At 64.0% G+C, this 18,758-nt stretch carries 13 protein-coding genes; 9 read left to right on the top strand and 4 right to left on the bottom strand.

The window, feature by feature from the left end; genetic code table 11:
- Positions 1-15 precede the first annotated feature (15 nt).
- Positions 16-1,020 (top strand): Na+-dependent transporter, encoded by a 1,005-nt coding sequence (locus GGD65_RS00670; RefSeq protein ID WP_183234147.1) that lies wholly within the window; start codon positions 16-18, stop codon positions 1,018-1,020.
- On the opposite strand, the gene GGD65_RS00665 is transcribed toward GGD65_RS00670, so the two are convergent.
- Positions 1,017-1,955 carry a GlxA family transcriptional regulator gene (locus GGD65_RS00665; RefSeq protein WP_183234146.1) on the bottom strand — a complete coding sequence of 313 codons (939 nt, stop codon included), beginning with the start codon at positions 1,953-1,955 and terminating at the stop codon, positions 1,017-1,019. The two genes, GGD65_RS00670 and GGD65_RS00665, sit on opposite strands and share 4 nt — an antisense overlap.
- Before the next feature lie 95 nt (positions 1,956-2,050).
- On the opposite strand from GGD65_RS00665, the gene GGD65_RS00660 reads away from it, so the two are divergent.
- The gene (locus GGD65_RS00660) at positions 2,051-2,737 is read left to right on the top strand and encodes a DJ-1/PfpI family protein (protein WP_183234145.1); all 687 of its coding nucleotides are present in this window, start codon (positions 2,051-2,053) and stop codon (positions 2,735-2,737) included.
- Positions 2,738-2,819: 82 nt separating this feature from the next.
- Positions 2,820-3,539 (top strand): DUF899 family protein, encoded by a 720-nt coding sequence (locus GGD65_RS00655; protein ID WP_183234144.1) that lies wholly within the window; start codon positions 2,820-2,822, stop codon positions 3,537-3,539.
- A gap of 364 nt (positions 3,540-3,903) precedes the next feature.
- On the opposite strand, the gene GGD65_RS00650 is transcribed toward GGD65_RS00655, so the two are convergent.
- Positions 3,904-4,311, bottom strand: a complete 408-nt coding sequence (locus GGD65_RS00650) for an NADH:ubiquinone oxidoreductase subunit NDUFA12 (protein WP_018322992.1) — start codon at positions 4,309-4,311, stop codon at positions 3,904-3,906.
- A gap of 243 nt (positions 4,312-4,554) precedes the next feature.
- Between GGD65_RS00650 and GGD65_RS00645 the strand changes: the two genes are divergently transcribed.
- The 3 genes from GGD65_RS00645 (at position 4,555) to GGD65_RS00635 (ending at position 8,269) form a co-directional block, all read left to right on the top strand.
- The gene (locus GGD65_RS00645) at positions 4,555-5,223 is read left to right on the top strand and encodes a BA14K family protein (RefSeq protein ID WP_018322991.1); all 669 of its coding nucleotides are present in this window, start codon (positions 4,555-4,557) and stop codon (positions 5,221-5,223) included.
- A 368-nt stretch (positions 5,224-5,591) separates the two neighbouring features.
- On the top strand, positions 5,592-6,014 hold the full coding sequence (locus GGD65_RS00640; protein WP_018322990.1) for a response regulator: 423 nt from the start codon (positions 5,592-5,594) through the stop codon (positions 6,012-6,014).
- On the top strand, positions 6,011-8,269 hold the full coding sequence (locus tag GGD65_RS00635; protein ID WP_183234143.1) for a CHASE3 domain-containing protein: 2,259 nt from the start codon (positions 6,011-6,013) through the stop codon (positions 8,267-8,269). Before GGD65_RS00640 ends, GGD65_RS00635 begins: the two co-directional genes overlap by 4 nt.
- A 93-nt stretch (positions 8,270-8,362) precedes the next feature.
- Here GGD65_RS00635 and GGD65_RS00630 read toward each other — a convergent pair whose 3' ends face one another.
- Positions 8,363-9,940, bottom strand: a complete 1,578-nt coding sequence (locus GGD65_RS00630; protein WP_183234142.1) for a sensor histidine kinase — start codon at positions 9,938-9,940, stop codon at positions 8,363-8,365.
- Positions 9,941-10,526: 586 nt separating this feature from the next.
- Between GGD65_RS00630 and GGD65_RS00625 the strand changes: the two genes are divergently transcribed.
- Together GGD65_RS00625 and GGD65_RS00620 are read left to right on the top strand one after the other, a co-directional pair.
- Positions 10,527-11,477 carry an ABC transporter substrate-binding protein gene (locus tag GGD65_RS00625; RefSeq protein WP_246783175.1) on the top strand — a complete coding sequence of 317 codons (951 nt, stop codon included), beginning with the start codon at positions 10,527-10,529 and terminating at the stop codon, positions 11,475-11,477.
- An 8-nt stretch (positions 11,478-11,485) separates the two neighbouring features.
- On the top strand, positions 11,486-13,285 hold the full coding sequence (locus tag GGD65_RS00620) for an adenylate/guanylate cyclase domain-containing protein (RefSeq protein WP_183234140.1): 1,800 nt from the start codon (positions 11,486-11,488) through the stop codon (positions 13,283-13,285).
- Positions 13,286-13,304: 19 nt separating this feature from the next.
- Here the strand turns inward: GGD65_RS00620 and GGD65_RS00615 are convergent, their stop codons facing one another.
- On the bottom strand, positions 13,305-14,201 hold the full coding sequence (locus GGD65_RS00615) for a DMT family transporter (RefSeq protein ID WP_183234139.1): 897 nt from the start codon (positions 14,199-14,201) through the stop codon (positions 13,305-13,307).
- A 760-nt stretch (positions 14,202-14,961) separates the two neighbouring features.
- Here GGD65_RS00615 and GGD65_RS00610 point away from each other — a divergent pair.
- Positions 14,962-18,735 (top strand): vitamin B12-dependent ribonucleotide reductase, encoded by a 3,774-nt coding sequence (locus GGD65_RS00610; RefSeq protein WP_183234138.1) that lies wholly within the window; start codon positions 14,962-14,964, stop codon positions 18,733-18,735.
- Positions 18,736-18,758 lie beyond the last annotated feature (23 nt).

Genomic DNA, 18,758 nt, shown 5'->3' with positions numbered 1-18,758 from the left:
GCACCAACGATACCGATGCCTGTCCTTCTCCAAACCATCATCACCTTCCCGCTGCGCGTCCTGACATGGCTCGGCAGCCAGGGCACACGCGGAGTCGCGGCTGTCGTGTTCATCGCGGCTGCGGTGCCACCGCTCGGCGGGCTGCTGCGTCCCTATCTCACCGAGGCAATCCTCTGCCTGCTCTGCATCTCCTTCATGCGGGTCGATCTGGCCGCCCTCTACAGCCATCTGCGCCGGCCGGCGCTGGTTGCAACCGCCACGGCCTGGACCACGATCGGCGTGCCGCTGATCGTCGGATTGATCGCCCACGCAACCGGACTTACGGCTCGCGCGCCCGGGCTTTCGCTCGCGCTGATGCTCCAGAGCATGGCCTCGCCGATGATGGCCTCTCCGGCACTGGCCGCACTGATGGGTCTCGATGCCACGCTCGTGCTGATCACGCTGGTGACCTCGACCGCGCTGGTGCCCTTCACGGCCTCGCTATTCGCCGGCCTCTTCCTCGGCGACATGCTGAGCGTCACACCGCTGACGCTGGGCCTGAAACTGCTCGGCATCCTCGCAGCATCGCTGCTGGCCGCCACAGCGATCCGATGGATCTTCGGCGCGGAGGCGATCCAGCGTCACAAGACGCCGATCGACGGCCTCAACATCATCATCCTCTTCATCTTCGCTGCTGCGATCATGGGCGATGTCGTCAGCGACCTTCTCGCACAGCCGCTGTTCACCCTCGGCCTCGCAGCTCTCTCATTCGCGATCTATTTCACCCTGCTCGCGATCACCACGCTGCTATTCCGCCGCATCGGCACCGAGCGCGCGCTCGCACTCGGGCTGATGGTGTCACAGCGCAATCTCGGCCTGATGCTGGCGGCCACGGCCGGCGCATTGCCGCCCACCACCTGGCTCTATTTCGCGATGACACAGTTTCCGATCCATCTCGCGCCCTACATGCTGATGCCGACCGCGCGGCGCCTGACGGTACGCGCGAACACCTCCAGCTCTGCTGCGACGAGCATCCCCTAACCCGCCCGCGCCGCGCGCCGCAGCGCCTGGGGCGGCTGGCCGAAGGCGCGGATGAAGGCGCGGCGCATGCGCTCGGGATCGCCGAAGCCGGTCGCCTCTGCGACCAGCTCGATCGCTTCGCGCGAGGACTGCACGCGCTCGCGCGCGACTTCGAGCCGCAGCCGCTCGATCGCTTTCGACGGCGTCGCGCCGGTCTCGGCGGCGAACGCGCGGGCGAAATGCCGTGCGCTCATGCCGGCGCGATCGGCGAGGTCCTCCACCGTCAGCGGCGCGTCGAGATTTTCGCGCGCCCAGGACAACAGCGCGCCGAAGCGGCCGTTCGGCGTCTTCAGCTCCAGCAGCGAGGAGAACTGCGACTGGCCGCCGCTGCGGCGATGGTAGAGCACGAGCTGTCGCGCGGCCTGCTGCGCGATCTCCTCGCCATGGTCCTCGGTGACCATGGCGAGCGCGAGGTCGATGCCCGCCGTAATTCCTGCCGACGTCCAGACATTGCCGTCGCGGGTGAAGATCTGGTCCGGCTCGAACTTCACCTTCGGATAGCGCGCGACGAAATCGCGCGTCCGTCCCCAATGCGTGGTGGCGCGGCGGCCGTCAAGCAGTCCCGCCTCGGCAAGCACATAGGCGCCCGAGCAGACGCTTGCGACCCGCACGCCGCGCCGCGCCAGCCGCTGCACGAAGGCGCGCGTGACCTCGCAGCGCGCGGCATCCGCAACGCCCGCGCCGCCCGCGATCACCAGCGTCGTGATCGCATTCGCCGACTTGAAATCACGCGCCATCATCTCGACGCCCGACGAGCTGCGCACCAGTCCCGCGCTCGCGGCCAGCACGCGCAGCGCAAGCGTCTTGCCAGTGCAGCGCGCCGCGACCTCGAACACCGAGATCGGGCCGGCCGCATCGAGCAGCTGGAAGTCCGGGAAGATCAGGATGCCGATCATAGGGTATGTCCGAAATAGAGGGAATTACGCCATTTCAGACACAACCGCACCATGCCAATCTTCGCGCGTCAAGCTCATCTTTGGAGAATCTGCCGATGTCGTCACCGCTCCAGATTGGACTTTTGGTGTTCCCGCGCGTCACCCAGCTCGACTTCACCGGTCCCTTGCAGGTGTTCGCCATGGTGCCCGGCGCAAAGCTGCATTTGATCTGGAAGCGGATCGAGCCGGTGCCGAGCGATTCCGTGCTGACGCTGACGCCGACCACGACATTCGCCGACTGCCCGCAACTGGACGTGATCTGCGTACCCGGCGGCCGCGGCACTGACGACCTGCTCAATGACGAGGAGGTGCTCGACTTCCTGCGCCGGCAGGCCGAGGGCGCAAAATACGTCACCTCCGTCTGCACGGGATCGCTGGCGCTCGGCGCTGCCGGTCTGCTCAAGGGCTACCGCGCCGCCACCCATTGGAGCGCGATGGAGATGCTGGGCCAATTTGGCGCCACGCCGACCAAGACGCGTGTCTGCATCGACCGCAACCGCATCACCGGCGGCGGCGTCACCGCAGGAATCGATTTCGCGCTGACGCTGGTGTCGATCCTCGTCAATCGTACCACCGCGGAAGCGATCCAGCTCCAGATGGAATATAACCCCGCCCCGCCGTTCAATTCGGGCTCGCCCGATACAGCGCCGGCCGAAGTGATGACCTTGCTCCGGGAGCGCGGCGCGCAAAACCATGCACGGCGGCTCGAGGCGGTGAAGCGCGCGGCGGAGCGGGTGGTGTAGACGTTCCACTTTCGGCGACGGAACCGAGGTTTCGGGGGACGAGTTGAATGCGCACGAAACTCACAGCATCCGGAGCGCAATCATGGAGCATCTCCACTACCCCAACGAAAGCACTGAGTATCGTGCCGCGCGAAATGCATTGCTGGATGAGGAGATTGCCCTCCGGGCTCAGATTGAGGTCGTTTCTGCCAGGCGTCGCGCGCTGCCGCTCGGTGGCGAGGTGCCCCAGGATTACGTCTTCGAACGCATCGGCAAAACGAGCATGCCGGAACAGGTCAGGATGTCGGAGCTGTTCGGCCCGCATGACACGCTGATCCTGTACAGCTTCATGTATGGGCCGGAGCGCGAGCTGCCGTGCCCCGGCTGCACCCATTTGCTTGACGGGCTCGACGGCGCCGCAAGGCATGTCGGCGAGCGTGCCGCGCTTCACATCGTTGCAAAATCGCCGATCGCGCGTCTCGCCGCCTGGGCCCACGAACGCGGTTGGGAGCATCTGTCGCTGCTGTCCACAGCCGGCAACTCCTTTGACGCGGATTACTTCGGCGACACCTCGAAGTTCTCCAAGGGTATGCGCGCGCAGCACCACGTTCCCGACGGGCAGAATTGGGACGAGACGATCTTCAACGTCTTCAAGAGAGCGAACGGCAAGATCAGGCACTTCTGGGGTTCGGAGATGAGTTTCGCGCCGCCCGCGCCGAAGCAGCATCATCGCGCCGGTGATCTGGTCGATCCGCTCTGGGGCCTGCTCGACATGACACCTGAAGGCCGCGGCGACTTCTTCCCGAAGGTGCGCTACGACTGAGGCGCACAAACCGGCCGACGAAGCGCCTCAAAGAAAAAGGCCGCTCGGTTTCCCAAGCGGCCTTTCCTGTCTTACGGCGGCTGCACATTCACATCGGGCGATTTCGGACCTTCCAGACCGGGGGCCTATCTCCCGATCGAGTCCTTGTCGGCGGCCGCTGCATTTCGGGACAGTCGCGAGCTGTTGCCCGAACCGAACGCGATGGTTTCCCATCTCCGTAAGATGGGATCATTGAGCCGCATGGCTTGCGCGGCTGCAACGCCCACGCAGAAGGCATCCCCGCTGTTCCCGTTGTCCACAGCAGGGTGAGGCGGATGCGCGTGCATCCAACCGAACGATCGAGATTCGAGGAAGGACCGAAAGCCTAGCCAGGCGTCCAGGGCTGATAATCGCCGGTCGCCTTCGGACGCCTGCCGCTGGCAAGGGTCGAGCCCGAGGGCCGATAGGCCTTTGCCGTGCCGGTAAGATTCGGCTGGTGCGGCTTTTCCCATTCGCGCGGCTGATAGTTGGCCTCGGTCGGCGGCACATCGACAACGTGATGAATCCAGCCGTGCCAGGACGGCGGGATCCGGCTGGCTTCCGCATAGCCGTTATAGACCACCCAGCGTCGCTCGAAGCCGAGCGTGGGATCGACCGCCCCGCCGCGGGTGCGATAGTAGAGATTGCCCTGCTCGTCCTGGCCGACCAGCTCTCCGTACCGCTTGGTCCAGAGTTGGGTGCCAAAAGTCTGGCCGTTCCACCAGGTGAAGAACTTGAGGAAGAATTGTTTCATGCGGCAAGGGCCCTGCTTCGTCGGGTCCTGATGCCATCCGGGCGGCGAAATGTCCAGTTCGGCGGGGCGGCGGTGCCCTCGGCAAATGCGCCGGCCTCGCCATGAACGCTGCCGCAAATCGGACGCGATCCGTTCATGCGGGGTACAGCCATTGAGAGCGAGGCTCCGTTCACGCGCAAACCGGCGTGATCCCAGGAACCCCAGCCCTTTCATAGGGTTTGCTTCCGGGAAAGGAGTTTTATCATGAAAAGTCTGAAAGTTTTGAGTGCCGCCGCAGCGCTGGCGCTCGTTCTACCCATGACTTCACCGAGCTTTGCACAGGGGCCCGGCGGCGGTGGCCGTGGCGGCGGTGGTGGCGGCCACGTCGGCGGTGGCGGTGGTGGTGCTCACATCGGCGGTGGCGGTGGCGGCGGCGCTCACTTCGGTGGTGGCGGCGGCGCGCGCATGGGTGGCGGCGGCTTCGGTGGCGGAGCACGGGTTGGCGGCGGCCCTGCGTTGCAGGGAGGTGGCGGCAGCTTCGCGGCCGGCCCAGCGGTCCGTCCGGGCGGCGGCACGTCCTTTACCGGCGGCGTCAGCCGTAACTTTGCAGCCGCCAACAGCGGCACCTGGCAAGGCCGCGGCGGCAACTGGAGCGGCGGAGGCTGGCATCATCATCATCATCGTCGCGGCGGCTTCTGGCCGGGCTTCGCGGCCGGTGCGGCGATCGGCGGGCTCGGCTCGTATGCCTATTACGGCGGCGGCTATTACGATGACCCCTACTACTATGGCGACAGCTACTATGATGAGCCGACCGTGGCGGTGGTGCCGGATAGCGGCGGCGACTCTGCCTATTGCGCGCGGCGCTACAAGTCATACGACCCGGCTTCGGGCACCTATCTCGGTTATGACGGCCAGCGGCATCCCTGCCCGTAAGACGGTCTGAACAATCGACGATGCAACAAACCTCATGGGCGGCGCCGGTGATGGCCGGGCGCCGCCCATGTCTGTTCTGCGAGCCGCTGCAGTTTCGCCAGTCGTCTTGCCGATCGCGTTCGGCCTCGCGATCCCCTCGACTTTGCTTCAACCTTTCATCGAAGCTGCTCCCACTTCGCGTGCCGCGTGCGCTCCCGGGCGAACCATGACGCATAGATGACGCATGGCCCAAGATAAGGCACGGAACACGCGCCGCAGCCTATGCACCGCACCGTGCATATCTACCCCGATCCAATCCAAAATTGACCCGAGGCACGATTCGCGGATATCACCAATCACAGTGGGGACTTCGATTACTGGGAAGTGTCATGCCGCGTATTCTCGTGGTTGATGACGATCCGATGGTCGGCGCGACCATCGAGGTCCTCCTCCAACGTCAGGGCTTCGACGTCACGCTGGCCGACGGCGGCGAAACAGGACTGGCTGCGCTGGAAGCGCAGGCCTTTGAGGTGATGCTCGTTGATATCTTCATGCCGCATATGCGCGGCTTCGAATCCATCCGCATCTTTCACGAGCGCGCGCCGGCTACTCCGCTGATCGCGATGTCCGGTTATGCCTTCGCCTCATCCGCCTCGCCCTCTCCCGATTTCCTCCGCATGGCGCTGGAGCTCGGGGCAACGCGCTGCCTGCGCAAGCCGTTCACGCCGGAAGCGCTGCTGACCACGATCCGGGAATGCCTCGCCGGTCCGGGCGAGAGCGCACAGCCGAAGGACAAGAAAGAAGCCCCTTGATCCCAACGCAGCGCGTCATTCTCGGTGCTGGACTTGCCATCCTCCTGATCATCACCGCGGCCTCGATCGCCCTCGACGTCAAGTCGCGGTCCGACGCGGCGTGGGTCAACCACACCGTCCAGGTGCAGAAGAAGATCTCCGATCTGCGCGTGCTGCTGCGCCGCGCCGAGAGCGCCGCCCGCGGCTATGAACTCTATCGCAGCCAAACGCTCGCCGACGAGTTTCAGGGCGTGCGGGTCCAGATCGCACCGGCGCTGGCCGAGCTGAAGCGCGGCGTGCGCGACAATCCCGACCAGGTCACGCTGCTGGAGGACACCGAACCGCTGGCGCTGCGCCGGGTCGAGATCGCCGCCGAAGCGATGCGCCTGCGCGCGGCGAATGACCAGGCCGGCATTGCCGCGCTCAACAGCAAGGCCGAGGGCCGCGGCCTGATGGACACGGTGATGGGCAATCTCGACCATCTGAGCGCGGATGAAGAACGCCTGCTCACCGCGCGCTCCCAGGACTCACGTCGCACCGGCATCGTGCTGCTCGGCATCGACGTCGCCGGCGCCGTGCTGATCCTGCTGCTGGTGGCGCTGGTGATGCGCGAGAGCCAGCGCGCCACGGTGCAGCTGCAGAGCACGCTCGAGCAAACACAAGCCGCCAAGCACGCCCTCGAAGCGGCGGTGGCCGAGCGGACCGAGCATCTGGTGACCGCGCATGACGAGCTGCGCCTGTCGGTCAACGTGCTGCAAAGCACGTTTCACAGCATGGCGGAGGCGGTGCTGGTCATCGACGCCGAGGGCAACGTCCTGCTGTCCAATCCGGCCGCGGAGCGCATGCTGCTGCATCGCGCCGGCATGAACCTGCGCAATCTGCGCGCGCTGTCAGATGTGTTTCACGGCGACGGGGTCACGCCGATGAAGGCCGACGAGCTGCCCTCGGTGCGCGTGCTGCGCGGCGAGAAGTTCGAGGATCTGGAGATGATCGTCCGCCCGCACAGCGGCAATGCTCCCCGCCATCTCATGATCAGCGGCCGGCCGATGCTGGACGGGCAAGGCGACATCACGGGCGCGGTGCTGGTCTATCACGACGCCACCATGTCGCGCGAGACCGAGCGGCAGCTGTACCAGTCGCAGAAGCTCGACGCGATCGGCAAGCTGACCGGCGGCGTCGCGCACGACTTCAACAACATGCTGACCGTGATCTCCGGCAACACCGAGACGCTGGTGGCGAGCCTGAAGCAGCAGCCCGAGCTCCAGCGCGCGGCGCGGCTGATCGACGATGCTGCCGAGCGCTGCGCCGAGCTGATCCAGCATCTGCTCGCGTTTGCGCGCAGGCAGCCGCTGCAGCCGCGCAACGTCGAGATCAACGCCGCGATCGCGGACATCGCGAAACTTCTGCGGCCCACCCTCGGCGAGCAGATCCAGATCGAGACCGTGCTGGAACAGGGGCCGATGACCGCGCATATCGATCCGTCCCGGCTCACCAATGCCGTGCTCAACATGGCGATCAACGCGCGCGACGCCATGCCGAACGGTGGCAAGCTGCTGCTGGAGACCCACCGCGTCGTGCTGGATGAGGCCTATGCGCAGGCCCATGTGGACGTGGTGGCCGGCCCCTACGTCATGCTCGCGGTGAGCGACACCGGCACCGGCATGTCGCCCGACATCCAGCAGAAGGCGTTCGAGCCCTTCTTCACCACCAAGGAAGTCGGCAAGGGATCAGGCCTCGGCCTTTCCATGGTCTACGGCTTCGTCAAGCAGTCCGGCGGCCACATCAAGATCTACAGCGAAGAAAACCACGGCACCACGATCAAGCTCTATCTGCCGCCGGGCGAAGGCACGGCGGACGTCGTCGCAGCCGCCGCGCCGCAGGCCGAAGGCGGCGCCGAGACCATCTTCGTCGTCGAGGACGACAATCTCGTGCGCAACTTCGTCACTGCGCAGCTCGAGAGCCTCGGCTACAAGACGGTTGCCGCGCCCGACGGCAAATCCGCGCTGGAATTGATCGCGGCCGGCCAGCCGTTCGATCTCCTCTTCACCGACGTCGTCATCCCCGGCGGCATGAGCGGACGCGATCTCGCCGACGAGGTGGCCAAGCTGCGGCCGGGTGTGAAGGTGCTCTACACCTCCGGCTACACCGACAACGCCATCGTCCATCACGGCAAGTTAGATGACGGCGTGATGCTGCTGACCAAGCCCTATCGGAGAAACCAACTCGCCGAGATGATCAGGAAGGCGCTGGGCGGCGGGACGATGACGGCGAGCTAGCGCGTGCACTCATAAATCCGCGATGTCCGCCTATCCCCCAAACAACGGCGCAGTAGCGGACATAACAGGAGGTCCGAGAAGGGCCATAAGCAATCATTCCGGCCGCGGGCCGGATGCGGTGCCGTTGCCGCGCGGCAGGGTAATGATAAACTCAGTAAAAGCGCCAGGCTCGGTCTCGACGTCGATCCTGCCGCCGTGTTGTTTGACAATGATGTCATGGGTCATTGAGAGGCCGAGCCCCGTTCCTTCTCCGGCCGGTTTAGTGGTGAAGAAGGGATCGAAAATCTTTTCTCTGACTTCGGGTGAAATGCCGACACCATTGTCGCGAATCCGGATTTCGACTGTCTTGCCAAGGTTCTTGGTGGCAGCGCTAAGGACAGGCTCAAAGGTATAGTCGGCTGCTTCGGCCTTTCGCCTAGTCGCGGCATAGAAACCGTTCGAGATCAGATTAAGCAACGCGCGCGTGATCTCCTGCGGAAACAGCTCGGCCGCACCCGCATTCGCATCGAAGTCGCGCTGCAGCGTGATGCTGAAGCCGGGCTTTTCGGCGCGTGCGCCGTGGTAGGCAAGATTGAGGCTTTCATCCACCAGCGAATTGATGTCGGCGGGCCGCTGCTCACCCGGCCCCTCGCGGGAATGCAGCAGCATGTTCTTGACGATGGAGTCGGCGCGCTTGCCGTGCTGCCCGACCTTTTCCAGATTCTCCTTGAGCAACTTCGTCAGTTCGTTGACTTCCTCGCGGAGCTTGTCGTTCAGAGCAGCGGCTTTCAGCGTATCGTTCAGCTCGTCGATGAGCTCGGCAGAGAGCGCGGAGAAATTGTTGACGAAGTTGAGCGGATTCTTGATCTCGTGGGCGATGCCGGCGGTGAGTTGACCGAGCGACGCCAGCTTCTCGGTCTGCACCAGGCGGTCCTGCGCGGCGCGCAGGTCGTCGAGGGAACGAGTCAAATCGTCAGTGCGCTCGCGCAGCTCGCGGAGCAGCCGCGTGTTCTCGATGGCGATCACCGCTTGTGCTGCAAAATGCTCTAGCAACTCGACCTGCTTGTCGCTGAACTCTTGCACCTCCTTGCGGTAGACGGCAAAGGCGCCGATCAGCTCGCTCTCCTTGAGCATCGGCACAATCAGAACGGTGCGGGCTGCGGCGACCTTGTAGATCAGATCGTCGGGATACTCGATGGCAATATCGGCAATGTGAACCAGCGCCTTGGTCTCGACGAGGCGCCCCAGCGAAGGCGTCCCATCAAACGGCGCGATGAAGTGTGGCGGCGTTTCCTGGTCGGGCGCATACAATTGCGGCACGTTTTGCGCGGCCATTCGCGCCACCCGCCGGAACCTGTCGCCTTCGTATAGGAGCAGCGTCCCAAAACTGGCGCTGCAGATGCGCACGGCATTTTCCAGCATGGCCTCGAACACGGGCCCAAGCTCACCAGGCGAACTGGATATGACTTGCAGCACTTCCGAAGTCGCGGTCTGCTGCTCCAGCGCTTGATCCAGCTCCACAGTCCGACGTTCAAGCTGCGCCTGTAGATCGGCAACCGAAGCTGCCTCGCGACGAGTGACAGATGGGGCTATCCCGCGCTTGGTCTTGGCCGATTTGCGACCTTTTGGCGAACTTCTCCTGCGGGCTCTCGCCTTGGCTGCCTTGTTGCCCGTCTTTACCACGCGCGTCATTTCCGGCCCCTGGGTCGAGCGCGGGCATCTTATCTGTCTTGGCCATCGGAACGGAAGGGCGGTTCGCCCAGTCAGCCGCAGACTAGCCGCTTAACGTCCGGCTTGGGTCACAAGCCGTAGTACTCCGGCCGATCAGAAGATCTCCGCTCGTCCCTCTGGAGCGGACATTGCCTTGATGAGTACTCTAGGGCGTGAACTGCCGAAGGCGCGCTGCAATCACACCATATAAGAGGTCGAGGGCCTGGCTCCTGATGTGAGTTCCGGTTGTCCTCTTGAGACGCCGTAGCTCGCCTGGATCCGCGTCCGAGGTGTTTAGACACCGTGCTATGCACCAAGTAAGGCCGTTTTGATCTCGATCGGGCCGGTCTCAAGCAAAACTCAAGCGCACCTCAAGGACAAATCGTCTCACCAACCCAATCTCTGAGCATGCTCTCAGCGACAAATGTTGGAGTCGGTGTCGCGACAGTCCGCTTGCGGAGCGCGATACCGAGCGCAGTCATCAGATGCACAGCTAGGATCTTGGTCTGCGGCCGGAATTGACGGCACAGCTTCGACAGGTGCTCGCATGAGAAGACGAGAGTTCATCTTGTTGATTGGTGGCGGACTGGCCTGGCCTGCGATCGCACGGGCGCAGGGCGGAGCCAAGCTGCATCGGATCTTCTGGGTCTCCACCGAGTCCCAACCAGATCCCTTCCTGGACGGCTTTCGCGAGGGAATGCGCGCGCTGGGATACGTCGAGGGCAAGACCGTAACCTTCGAGACGCATTATGCCCCTGGAAATCCGCAGGCACTGCGCAAGATCGTCTCCGAGTTGCAGCGAGGGGATATCGACCTTGTGGTATCGAGCGGTCCGGCGACACGCATCATGACTGCGGTCACCGACATCCCCGTGCTGTTTGCATTGAGCGGTGACCCCGTCGCTTTGGGTGTGGTCAAGAGCCTTGCTCACCCCGGCACCAATTTCACCGGCAGCACATTCCTGTCGCTCGAGCTGGCAGGAAAGCGCGTTGAGCTGCTCAAGGACATTTATCCAAAGCTGCGAAAACTGGCGGTCTTCTCGAACACGGATCATCCGGGAGAGCCATTGGAATGGCGTGCGACTTTGGAGTCGTGCCGGAATCTCGGCATTGAGGCAGCCTACGTTCCGTTCTGTGGCGCTCGCGAAATCGAGAATGGGTTGATGGCTGCCGGCAAGGTGGACGCGGATGCTCTCCTCGTGTTTCCCGATGTCGTGACGCTGGTGCATCGTGCGAAGATTGCGGAGTTTGCAATCGCGCACCGGCTGCCTTCGATGTTTGGCTGGTCTGAATATTGTGACGCTGGAGGTCTCTTGAGTTACGGCGCAAACCAGCGCACGACCTATTTTCGGCTTGCCACTTATGCCGATCGCATCCTGCGCGGTGAAAATCCGTCAGATCTTCCGGTGATGCGCCCCGAGAAGTTTGAACTGGCAGTCAATCTGAAGACAGCCAGGCTTCTGGGTATCGACCTGGATGTGTCGTCGATCCTGTTTCGCGCCAGCAAGGTGATCTCCTGAGAGTAGTTATGACGGACGGTGCTGCGCAGTCCTCTTCGTGTACGATGCCCCCGCGTCGCTCGCTGTTCTGCAAGTACTTCGCGACGTTGTTTGTCGCTGCGGTCGTGCCTCTGATACTCGGCGCGGCCGTCGAGGCTTCTTTCGGTTACCGAGACCAGCGCCGCCAGATCAGCGCGGTGCTGCAGGCCGATGCCCGCGCGGCGTCCGACAGGATCGAGGCGTTCACCGATGGCATCCGAGATCAGCTGGGTTGGATGGTGCAGCTTCCCTGGTCTGTCGGAGACGATGCGCAACACAAGATCGATGCCTTGCGCCTCCTCCAGCAGGTGCCCGCAATCGTTTCGGTTTCGCTGCTGGATGAGACCGGTGCCGAACGGGTCTTTGTTTCCAGGCTGCATCTGAACAGGACCGGGCGCGGCATTGATATGTCTACGGATCCCGCTGTTCTGGACGCACGCGCCAACAAGGTTTGGTACGGACCGGTTCAGTACCAGCGAGATTCAGAGCCCTACATGAGGATCGCGGTTGCCGGGAGCCTGCCGGCCGCGGGGGTTGCGATCGCCGAGGTCAATCTGAAGCTGATCTGGGATGTCATCGCAGCCATCAGAATTGGCGAGAACGGCTACGCCATTGTTGTCGATGATTCCGGTCATCTGATCGCACATCCCGATATCAGTCTGGTCCTGCGCGGCCGCGCCAGCTCGGGCAGTTTCGGCCGGATCAAGCATCTCGCCGGCGCGGCGAGCGGAGCGGCGGTGATAACCGGGGACCGAGGCAACCCGGTGGTGGCGCTATCCGTTCAGGCCGCCGATGTGGGATGGACGGTGATCGCGATGCAGCCGGTCTCGGAAGCCTTTGCATCAATTCGCGCGGCGTTGTGGCGCTCGTCAATTCTCATTGCCTTTGGTGTTCTCATCGCGCTGGCGCTCGCCTATTGGCGCGCGCACAGAATGTCCGGCCCGATCAAGCAACTGGAAGAGGGCGTGGAGCGGATCAGAACTGGACAATTCGAGCATCGCATCAAAATCTTCAGCGGTGACGAGTTGCAGCAACTGGCGTTGCGCTTCAATGAAATGGCTTCTGAACTGGCGATCTCGCAGCAGAAATCCGCGCGGATCGAACGGCTGAAGCAGTTCCTGCCGTCACAGGTCGCCGAACTGGTCGAGCATTCTCATGAGCTGCTCGAAGGGCAGCGACGCGAAGTGGCTGTCATTTTTGGCGACTTACGCGGCTTCACGGCGTTCTCCACCCGCAATGAGCCCGATGTCATCATGGCCGTCATGCGAGAGTACTACGAGGCCGTCGGCGCCGTGACGACTCGTCACGAGGCAACGCTCATCGGCTTTGATGGCGACGGAGTCATGCTCCTGGTCAATGCCCCGGTCGCATGCGAACAGCCGGCAACTCAAGCGGTCCGACTCGCGATCGACCTGCAAATGACGGTGCAGTCCCTTGCCGGCAAATGGTGCGATGCCGGCCACGCGATCGGCTTTGGTGTGGGCGTTGCCATGGGACCGGCAACGGTAGGAACGGTTGGTTATAACGGTCGGCTGGACTACACGGCGATGGGAGCCGTGGTGAATTTGGCGTCGCGGCTCTGCAATCTCGCGAAGGACGCGCAGATCCTGGCTGATCCCACTATCGCTGGAAGGGTAAGGGATAGCGTTCCGTTGGCATCGCTCGGACAGCGGACCATCAAAGGCTACGACCAGGCCCTCGAAGTCTTTGCTGTCGCACCTGCTGACCTGCGGTTGAAACCGCCGGGCTCCGGACAACGCCGGCGAGAGAAAGAGCCTCAGGACCACTGATACCCCGGCGGCCGGACGGCTAACGCGTCGCCAGCACCACCGCCGCCAGCGTGAAGATCAGCGCCGCGATCTGCCCTGCCCCCAGCGGCTCGCCGAGCGCGATCGCGGAGGCGACGACGCCGATGACGGGCACCGCCATGGTGCCGATCGCGGCAACCGAGGCCGGCAGGCGGGCCAGTGCTGCGAACCAGCTGACATAGGCGATGCAGAACTGCACCACGGTCGAATAGACCAGGAGCCACCAGCCGACCGGCGTCACCTGGGACAGATGCGTGGTCTCGACCAGGAGGCCGATGATCGAGATCGGCAGGCAGCCGATGCCGATCTGCCAGGCCGCGGCCGTGATCGGCGGCAGATGGATCGGGTACTTCTTCGAGAACACCGTGCCGACGGCAAAGCCCAGCGCGCCGCACAGCGCCATGATGATGCCAGGCAGCTTCTCGACGCTGGCGGCGATGCCGTTGCCGCCCATGATCGAGGCGAGGCCGACGAAGGCCATCACCAGCCCCAGTGTGCGCGGCACGGTCGGCCGCTCGCCGAGCACCGGCCAGGCGATGATCGAGGCCCAGACCGGCATCGTATAGGCGATCAGCGCCGCCTCGCTCGCCGGCAGCCAGAGCAGCGCCAGGCCCATCAGCACCATCCAGCCGGTGACGTTGAGCACGGCGGCGGTGAGGAGGCGCGGCCAGATCGCGGGGTCCACCGTGAGGCTCTGCCGGCGGATGACCGCCAGCGCCGCCAACAGCACCGCCCCCAGCACGCCGGTCACCCCGCGCAGCGTCAGCGGCGGCAGCTCGGAGAGCAGGAATTTCGTCACCGGCCAATTGAAGCCCCAGCCGATCGAGGTGATGGCAAGGAACATCAGGCCGGCCGGGGCGATGCGCGGCCGCGCATCCCGGCGGGTCGAATCAAGCATGTGGGTGGTCCGGCAAAATCGACCCTCAGCTTGGCCCGGATTCGCCCCTCTCACCACCACCTCGGCGGGCATGCCTGCCCTCACCTTCCGTAGGGCTACGTGAGTCCCGCTGACGCAATCCCATCGCTCAAAAATATACCTGCCCTGTGAACAGCGGGATGAAGCATCCGCAGCACCACGGGATGCAAATTTTTTCGGTTGGGAATCTCTGAGGACTCACTGATACTTGCCTCCACAACAGGCGCGGGCTTGCCCCCTGTTATCCCCCGCAATCCACCATATTTAGTATTTGATTCAGGAACTCGCACTAGTTCTTGACGGGCGCAACGGAGAGTCCTAGCTTTCGGTCCGTTCGGCGCGAGTGAGTTTGCGTCCCGCCGGCACTCCCCCAAAGGGTCTCGCAAATCTCAACTCCGCCAAGCCAGCCAAAGGCAGCGGATGAGGGCTTGTCTGCCCGCGAAAGGCGGACTTTTCGGGCGCCAGAACGGGCCGGCAACAGGCTCGAATGGCATCGGTAGAAGTGACGTTGTGGGGCGTTGAACGCATGTCGGGCTCATCCCCTTGGGGGCGGATGTGTCTGGACATGCCGGCGGATGATCGGTGCGCGCATCGAGCATCGCGTCGGGAGAACAAGAGCCGGATCCACCGGCTGAACTGCGGTGCCAAAGGCCGAATGGCTGACAGCGCCGCGAAACGAAATGTCGAGCGGCACGCCTGAACGGAGGCGGGACCGGTCAAAACTTAAGGACGGGGCAAGACGATGCGGATTGAGCGGCGCCACACCACGGCAGGACAGTCACCTTACGCGGGAATCGATTTCCGCCAGACCACGTCGGAGATCAGGAATCCCGACGGCTCGGTCGTGTTTAAACTTGATGGCGTCGAGGTCCCGACCGAGTGGTCGCAGGTCGCCTCCGACGTGCTCGCCCAGAAGTATTTCCGCAAAGCCGGCGTCGCCGCGCGCCTCAAGAAGGTCGAGGAGGAATCCGTCCCCTCCTTCCTGTGGCGCTCCGTGCCCGATACTGACGCACTCGCCGCGCTGCCCGAGAAGGAGCGCTATGTCAGCGAGCTCTCAGCAAAGCAGGTGTTCGACCGCCTCGCCGGCTGCTGGACCTATTGGGGCTGGAAGGGCAAGTACTTCTCGACCGACGAGGACGCCCAGGCGTTCTACGACGAGCTCCGCTACATGCTCGCCATGCAGATGGTCGCGCCGAACTCGCCGCAATGGTTCAACACCGGTCTGCACTGGGCCTATGGCATCGACGGCCCCGGCCAGGGCCACTATTACGTCGACCCCTTCACCGGCAAGCTGACCCGCTCGAAATCCTCCTACGAGCATCCGCAGCCGCACGCCTGCTTCATCCAGGGCGTCGGTGACGACCTCGTCAACGAGGGCGGCATCATGGACCTCTGGGTCCGCGAAGCCCGCCTGTTCAAATACGGCTCCGGCACCGGCTCCAACTTCTCGCGCCTGCGCGGTGAAGGCGAAAAGCTCTCCGGCGGCGGCCGCTCATCCGGCCTGATGAGCTTCCTCAAGATCGGCGACCGCGCCGCCGGCGCGATCAAGTCGGGCGGCACCACCCGCCGCGCCGCCAAGATGGTCGTGGTCGACGTCGACCACCCCGACATCGAGACCTATATCGACTGGAAGGTGAAGGAGGAGCAGAAGGTCGCGGCCCTCGTCACGGGATCCAAGATCAACCAGAAGCACCTCAAGCTGGTGCTCAAGGCCTGCGTCAACTGCGAAGGCTCGGGCGACGACTGCTTCGACCCCGAGAAGAACCCTGCCCTCCGCCGCGAAATCAAGCTGGCCCGTCGCTCGCTGGTGCCCGATAACTACATCAAGCGCGTCATCCAATTTGCAAAACAGGGCTACAAGGACATCCAGTTCGACACCTACGACACCGACTGGGATAGCGAAGCCTATCTCACGGTTTCCGGCCAGAACTCCAACAACTCGGTTTCGCTGAAGGACGATTTCCTGCGCGCCGTGGAAACCGATGGCGACTGGAATCTGAACGCCCGCACCTCCAAGAAGGTGACGAAGACGCTGAAGGCGCGCGACCTCTGGGAGAAGATCGGCTACGCCGCCTGGGCCTCGGCCGACCCGGGCCTGCACTTCAACACCACCATGAACGACTGGCACACCTGCAAGTCGTCGGGCGACATCCGCGCCTCCAATCCGTGCTCGGAATACATGTTCCTGGACGACACGGCGTGCAACCTCGCCTCCGCGAACCTGCTGACGTTCTACAACACCGAGACCAAGCAGTTCGACGTCAGGGGTTATGAGCACCTCTGCCAGCTCTGGACCATCGTGCTCGAAATCTCGGTGATGATGGCGCAGTTCCCGTCCAAGGCCATCGCCGAGCTCTCCTACGAGTTCCGCACGCTCGGCCTCGGCTACGCCAATATCGGCGGCCTCCTGATGACCATGGGCCTGTCCTATGACAGCAAGGAAGGCCGCGCGCTCTGCGGTGCCCTCACCGCTGTGATGACCGGCATCACCTACAAGACCTCCGCGGAGATGGCGGCCGAGCTCGGCACCTTCCCCGGCTACAAGAAGAACGCCGCGCACATGTTGCGCGTCATCCGCAACCACCGCCGCGCCGCGCACGGCGAGGCCTCCGGTTACGAGGCGCTCAGCGTCAACCCGGTGCCGCTCGACCACGCCTCCTGCCCGCAACAAGACCTCGTCACCCATGCCAAGGCGGCCTGGGATGCGGCGCTTCAGCTCGGCGAGCAGCACGGCTATCGCAACGCCCAGACCACTGTCATCGCGCCGACCGGCACGATCGGCCTCGTGATGGATTGCGACACCACCGGCATCGAGCCCGACTTCGCGCTGGTGAAGTTCAAGAAGCTCGCCGGCGGCGGCTACTTCAAGATCATCAACCGCGCGGTCCCCGCAGCGCTCCGCGCGCTCGGCTATCGCGAAGCTGATATCGCGGAGATCGAGGCCTACGCCGTCGGCCACGGCTCGCTCTCCAACGCCCCCGGCATCAACGCCTCGACGCTGAAGGCAAAAGGCTTCACCGATGATGCCATCGCCAAGGTCGAAAAGGCCCTGCCCACCGCCTTCGACATCAAGTTCGCCTTCAACAAGTGGACCTTTGGCGAGGATTTCATCCGCGACCAGCTCGGCATCGGCGCCGAGGCGATCGCGGCCCCCGGCTTCGACCTGCTCCAGGCCGTGGGCTTCACCAAGCGCGAGATCGAGGCGGCCAACGTCCACATCTGCGGCGCCATGACGGTGGAAGGTGCCCCGCACCTCAAGGCCGAGCACTATGCGGTGTTCGACTGCGCCAACCCCTGCGGCAAGATCGGCAAGCGCTATCTGTCGGTCGAGAGCCACATCCGCATGATGGCCGCTGCCCAGCCCTTCATCTCGGGTGCGATCTCCAAGACCATCAACATGCCGAACGACGCAACTGTAGAGGACTGCAAGTCCGCCTACATGCTGTCGTGGAAGCTGGCGCTGAAAGCCAACGCGCTCTATCGCGACGGCTCGAAACTCTCCCAGCCGCTGAACTCGCAGCTCATCAGCGACGATGAGGACGAGGACGATGCGGTCGAGAGCCTCTACGAGAAGCCGATGGCGGCGCGCACCGCCCAGGTCTCGGAGAAGATCGTCGAGAAGCTGGTCGAGCGCATCATCGTGATGCGCGAGCGCGAGAAGATGCCGGATCGCCGCAAGGGCTACACCCAGAAGGCGGTCGTCGGCGGCCACAAGGTGTACTTGCGCACCGGCGAATATGACGACGGCCGTCTCGGCGAGATCTTCATCGACATGCACAAGGAAGGCGCGGCGCTCCGCTCCTTCATCAACAACTTCGCCATCGCGGTGTCGCTCGGCCTGCAATACGGCGTGCCGCTGGACGAATATGTCGACGCCTTCACCTTCACCCGCTTCGAGCCGGCGGGCCCCGTGCAGGGCAACGACAGCATCAAGTACGCGACCTCGATCCTCGACTACGTCTTCCGCGAGCTGGCGGTGAGCTACATGTCGCGCTTCGATCTCGCCCATGTCGATCCCAACGAGACCGGCTTCGACGCGCTCGGCAAGGGCGTCGAGGAAGGCAAGGAGCCGGACGAGGACGGCGGCCACCACGCGACCCGGCTGGTCTCGCGCGGCCTCACCCGCTCCCGCACCGACAACCTCGTCGTGATGCGCGGCGGCTCCGCCGCCATCGCGCCGGGCAATGACGGCGCCCCCACCGGCGGCAGCAAGGTCACCGCGCTCGCCGCGCACGGCACCAGCGCCCGCGTCGGCGACGCCCTCGAAGGCGCCGTCGCCCTGAAGCAGGAAGCCGCCCACGACCTCTCGCCCACGGAGAAGCTCGAGGCGCTGCAGTGGAGCAAGGCCGGCAGCACCGCCCAAACCCTCGTCCCCACCAAGGCCGAGCGTCGCGCCGAAGCCAAGGCCAAGGGCTACGAAGGCGAGATGTGCTCAGAGTGCGGCAACTTCACGCTGGTGCGGAATGGGACTTGTATGAAGTGCGATACTTGCGGGTCCACGACGGGGTGTTCGTGAGGCGGATCGACGCTATAGCCAAT

Origin of the sequence: Bradyrhizobium sp. CIR18, assembly GCF_014198295.1 — a bacterium.
In the GTDB taxonomy this organism is placed as follows: Bacteria; Pseudomonadota; Alphaproteobacteria; order Rhizobiales; family Xanthobacteraceae; genus Bradyrhizobium.
This window is presented reverse-complemented; position numbering and strand designations above follow the sequence as displayed.

Coding starts and splice junctions, on each gene's coding strand:
- GGD65_RS00640 (WP_018322990.1), top strand. CDS start 5,592: ATGCCGCGTATTCTCGTGGTTGATGACGATCCGATGGTCGGCGCGACC.
- GGD65_RS00630 (WP_183234142.1), bottom strand. CDS start 9,940: ATGACGCGCGTGGTAAAGACGGGCAACAAGGCAGCCAAGGCGAGAGCC.
- GGD65_RS00655 (WP_183234144.1), top strand. CDS start 2,820: ATGGAGCATCTCCACTACCCCAACGAAAGCACTGAGTATCGTGCCGCG.
- GGD65_RS00620 (WP_183234140.1), top strand. CDS start 11,486: ATGACGGACGGTGCTGCGCAGTCCTCTTCGTGTACGATGCCCCCGCGT.
- GGD65_RS00610 (WP_183234138.1), top strand. CDS start 14,962: ATGCGGATTGAGCGGCGCCACACCACGGCAGGACAGTCACCTTACGCG.
- GGD65_RS00615 (WP_183234139.1), bottom strand. CDS start 14,201: ATGCTTGATTCGACCCGCCGGGATGCGCGGCCGCGCATCGCCCCGGCC.
- GGD65_RS00645 (WP_018322991.1), top strand. CDS start 4,555: ATGAAAAGTCTGAAAGTTTTGAGTGCCGCCGCAGCGCTGGCGCTCGTT.
- GGD65_RS00650 (WP_018322992.1), bottom strand. CDS start 4,311: ATGAAACAATTCTTCCTCAAGTTCTTCACCTGGTGGAACGGCCAGACT.
- GGD65_RS00660 (WP_183234145.1), top strand. CDS start 2,051: ATGTCGTCACCGCTCCAGATTGGACTTTTGGTGTTCCCGCGCGTCACC.
- GGD65_RS00665 (WP_183234146.1), bottom strand. CDS start 1,955: ATGATCGGCATCCTGATCTTCCCGGACTTCCAGCTGCTCGATGCGGCC.
- GGD65_RS00670 (WP_183234147.1), top strand. CDS start 16: ATGCCTGTCCTTCTCCAAACCATCATCACCTTCCCGCTGCGCGTCCTG.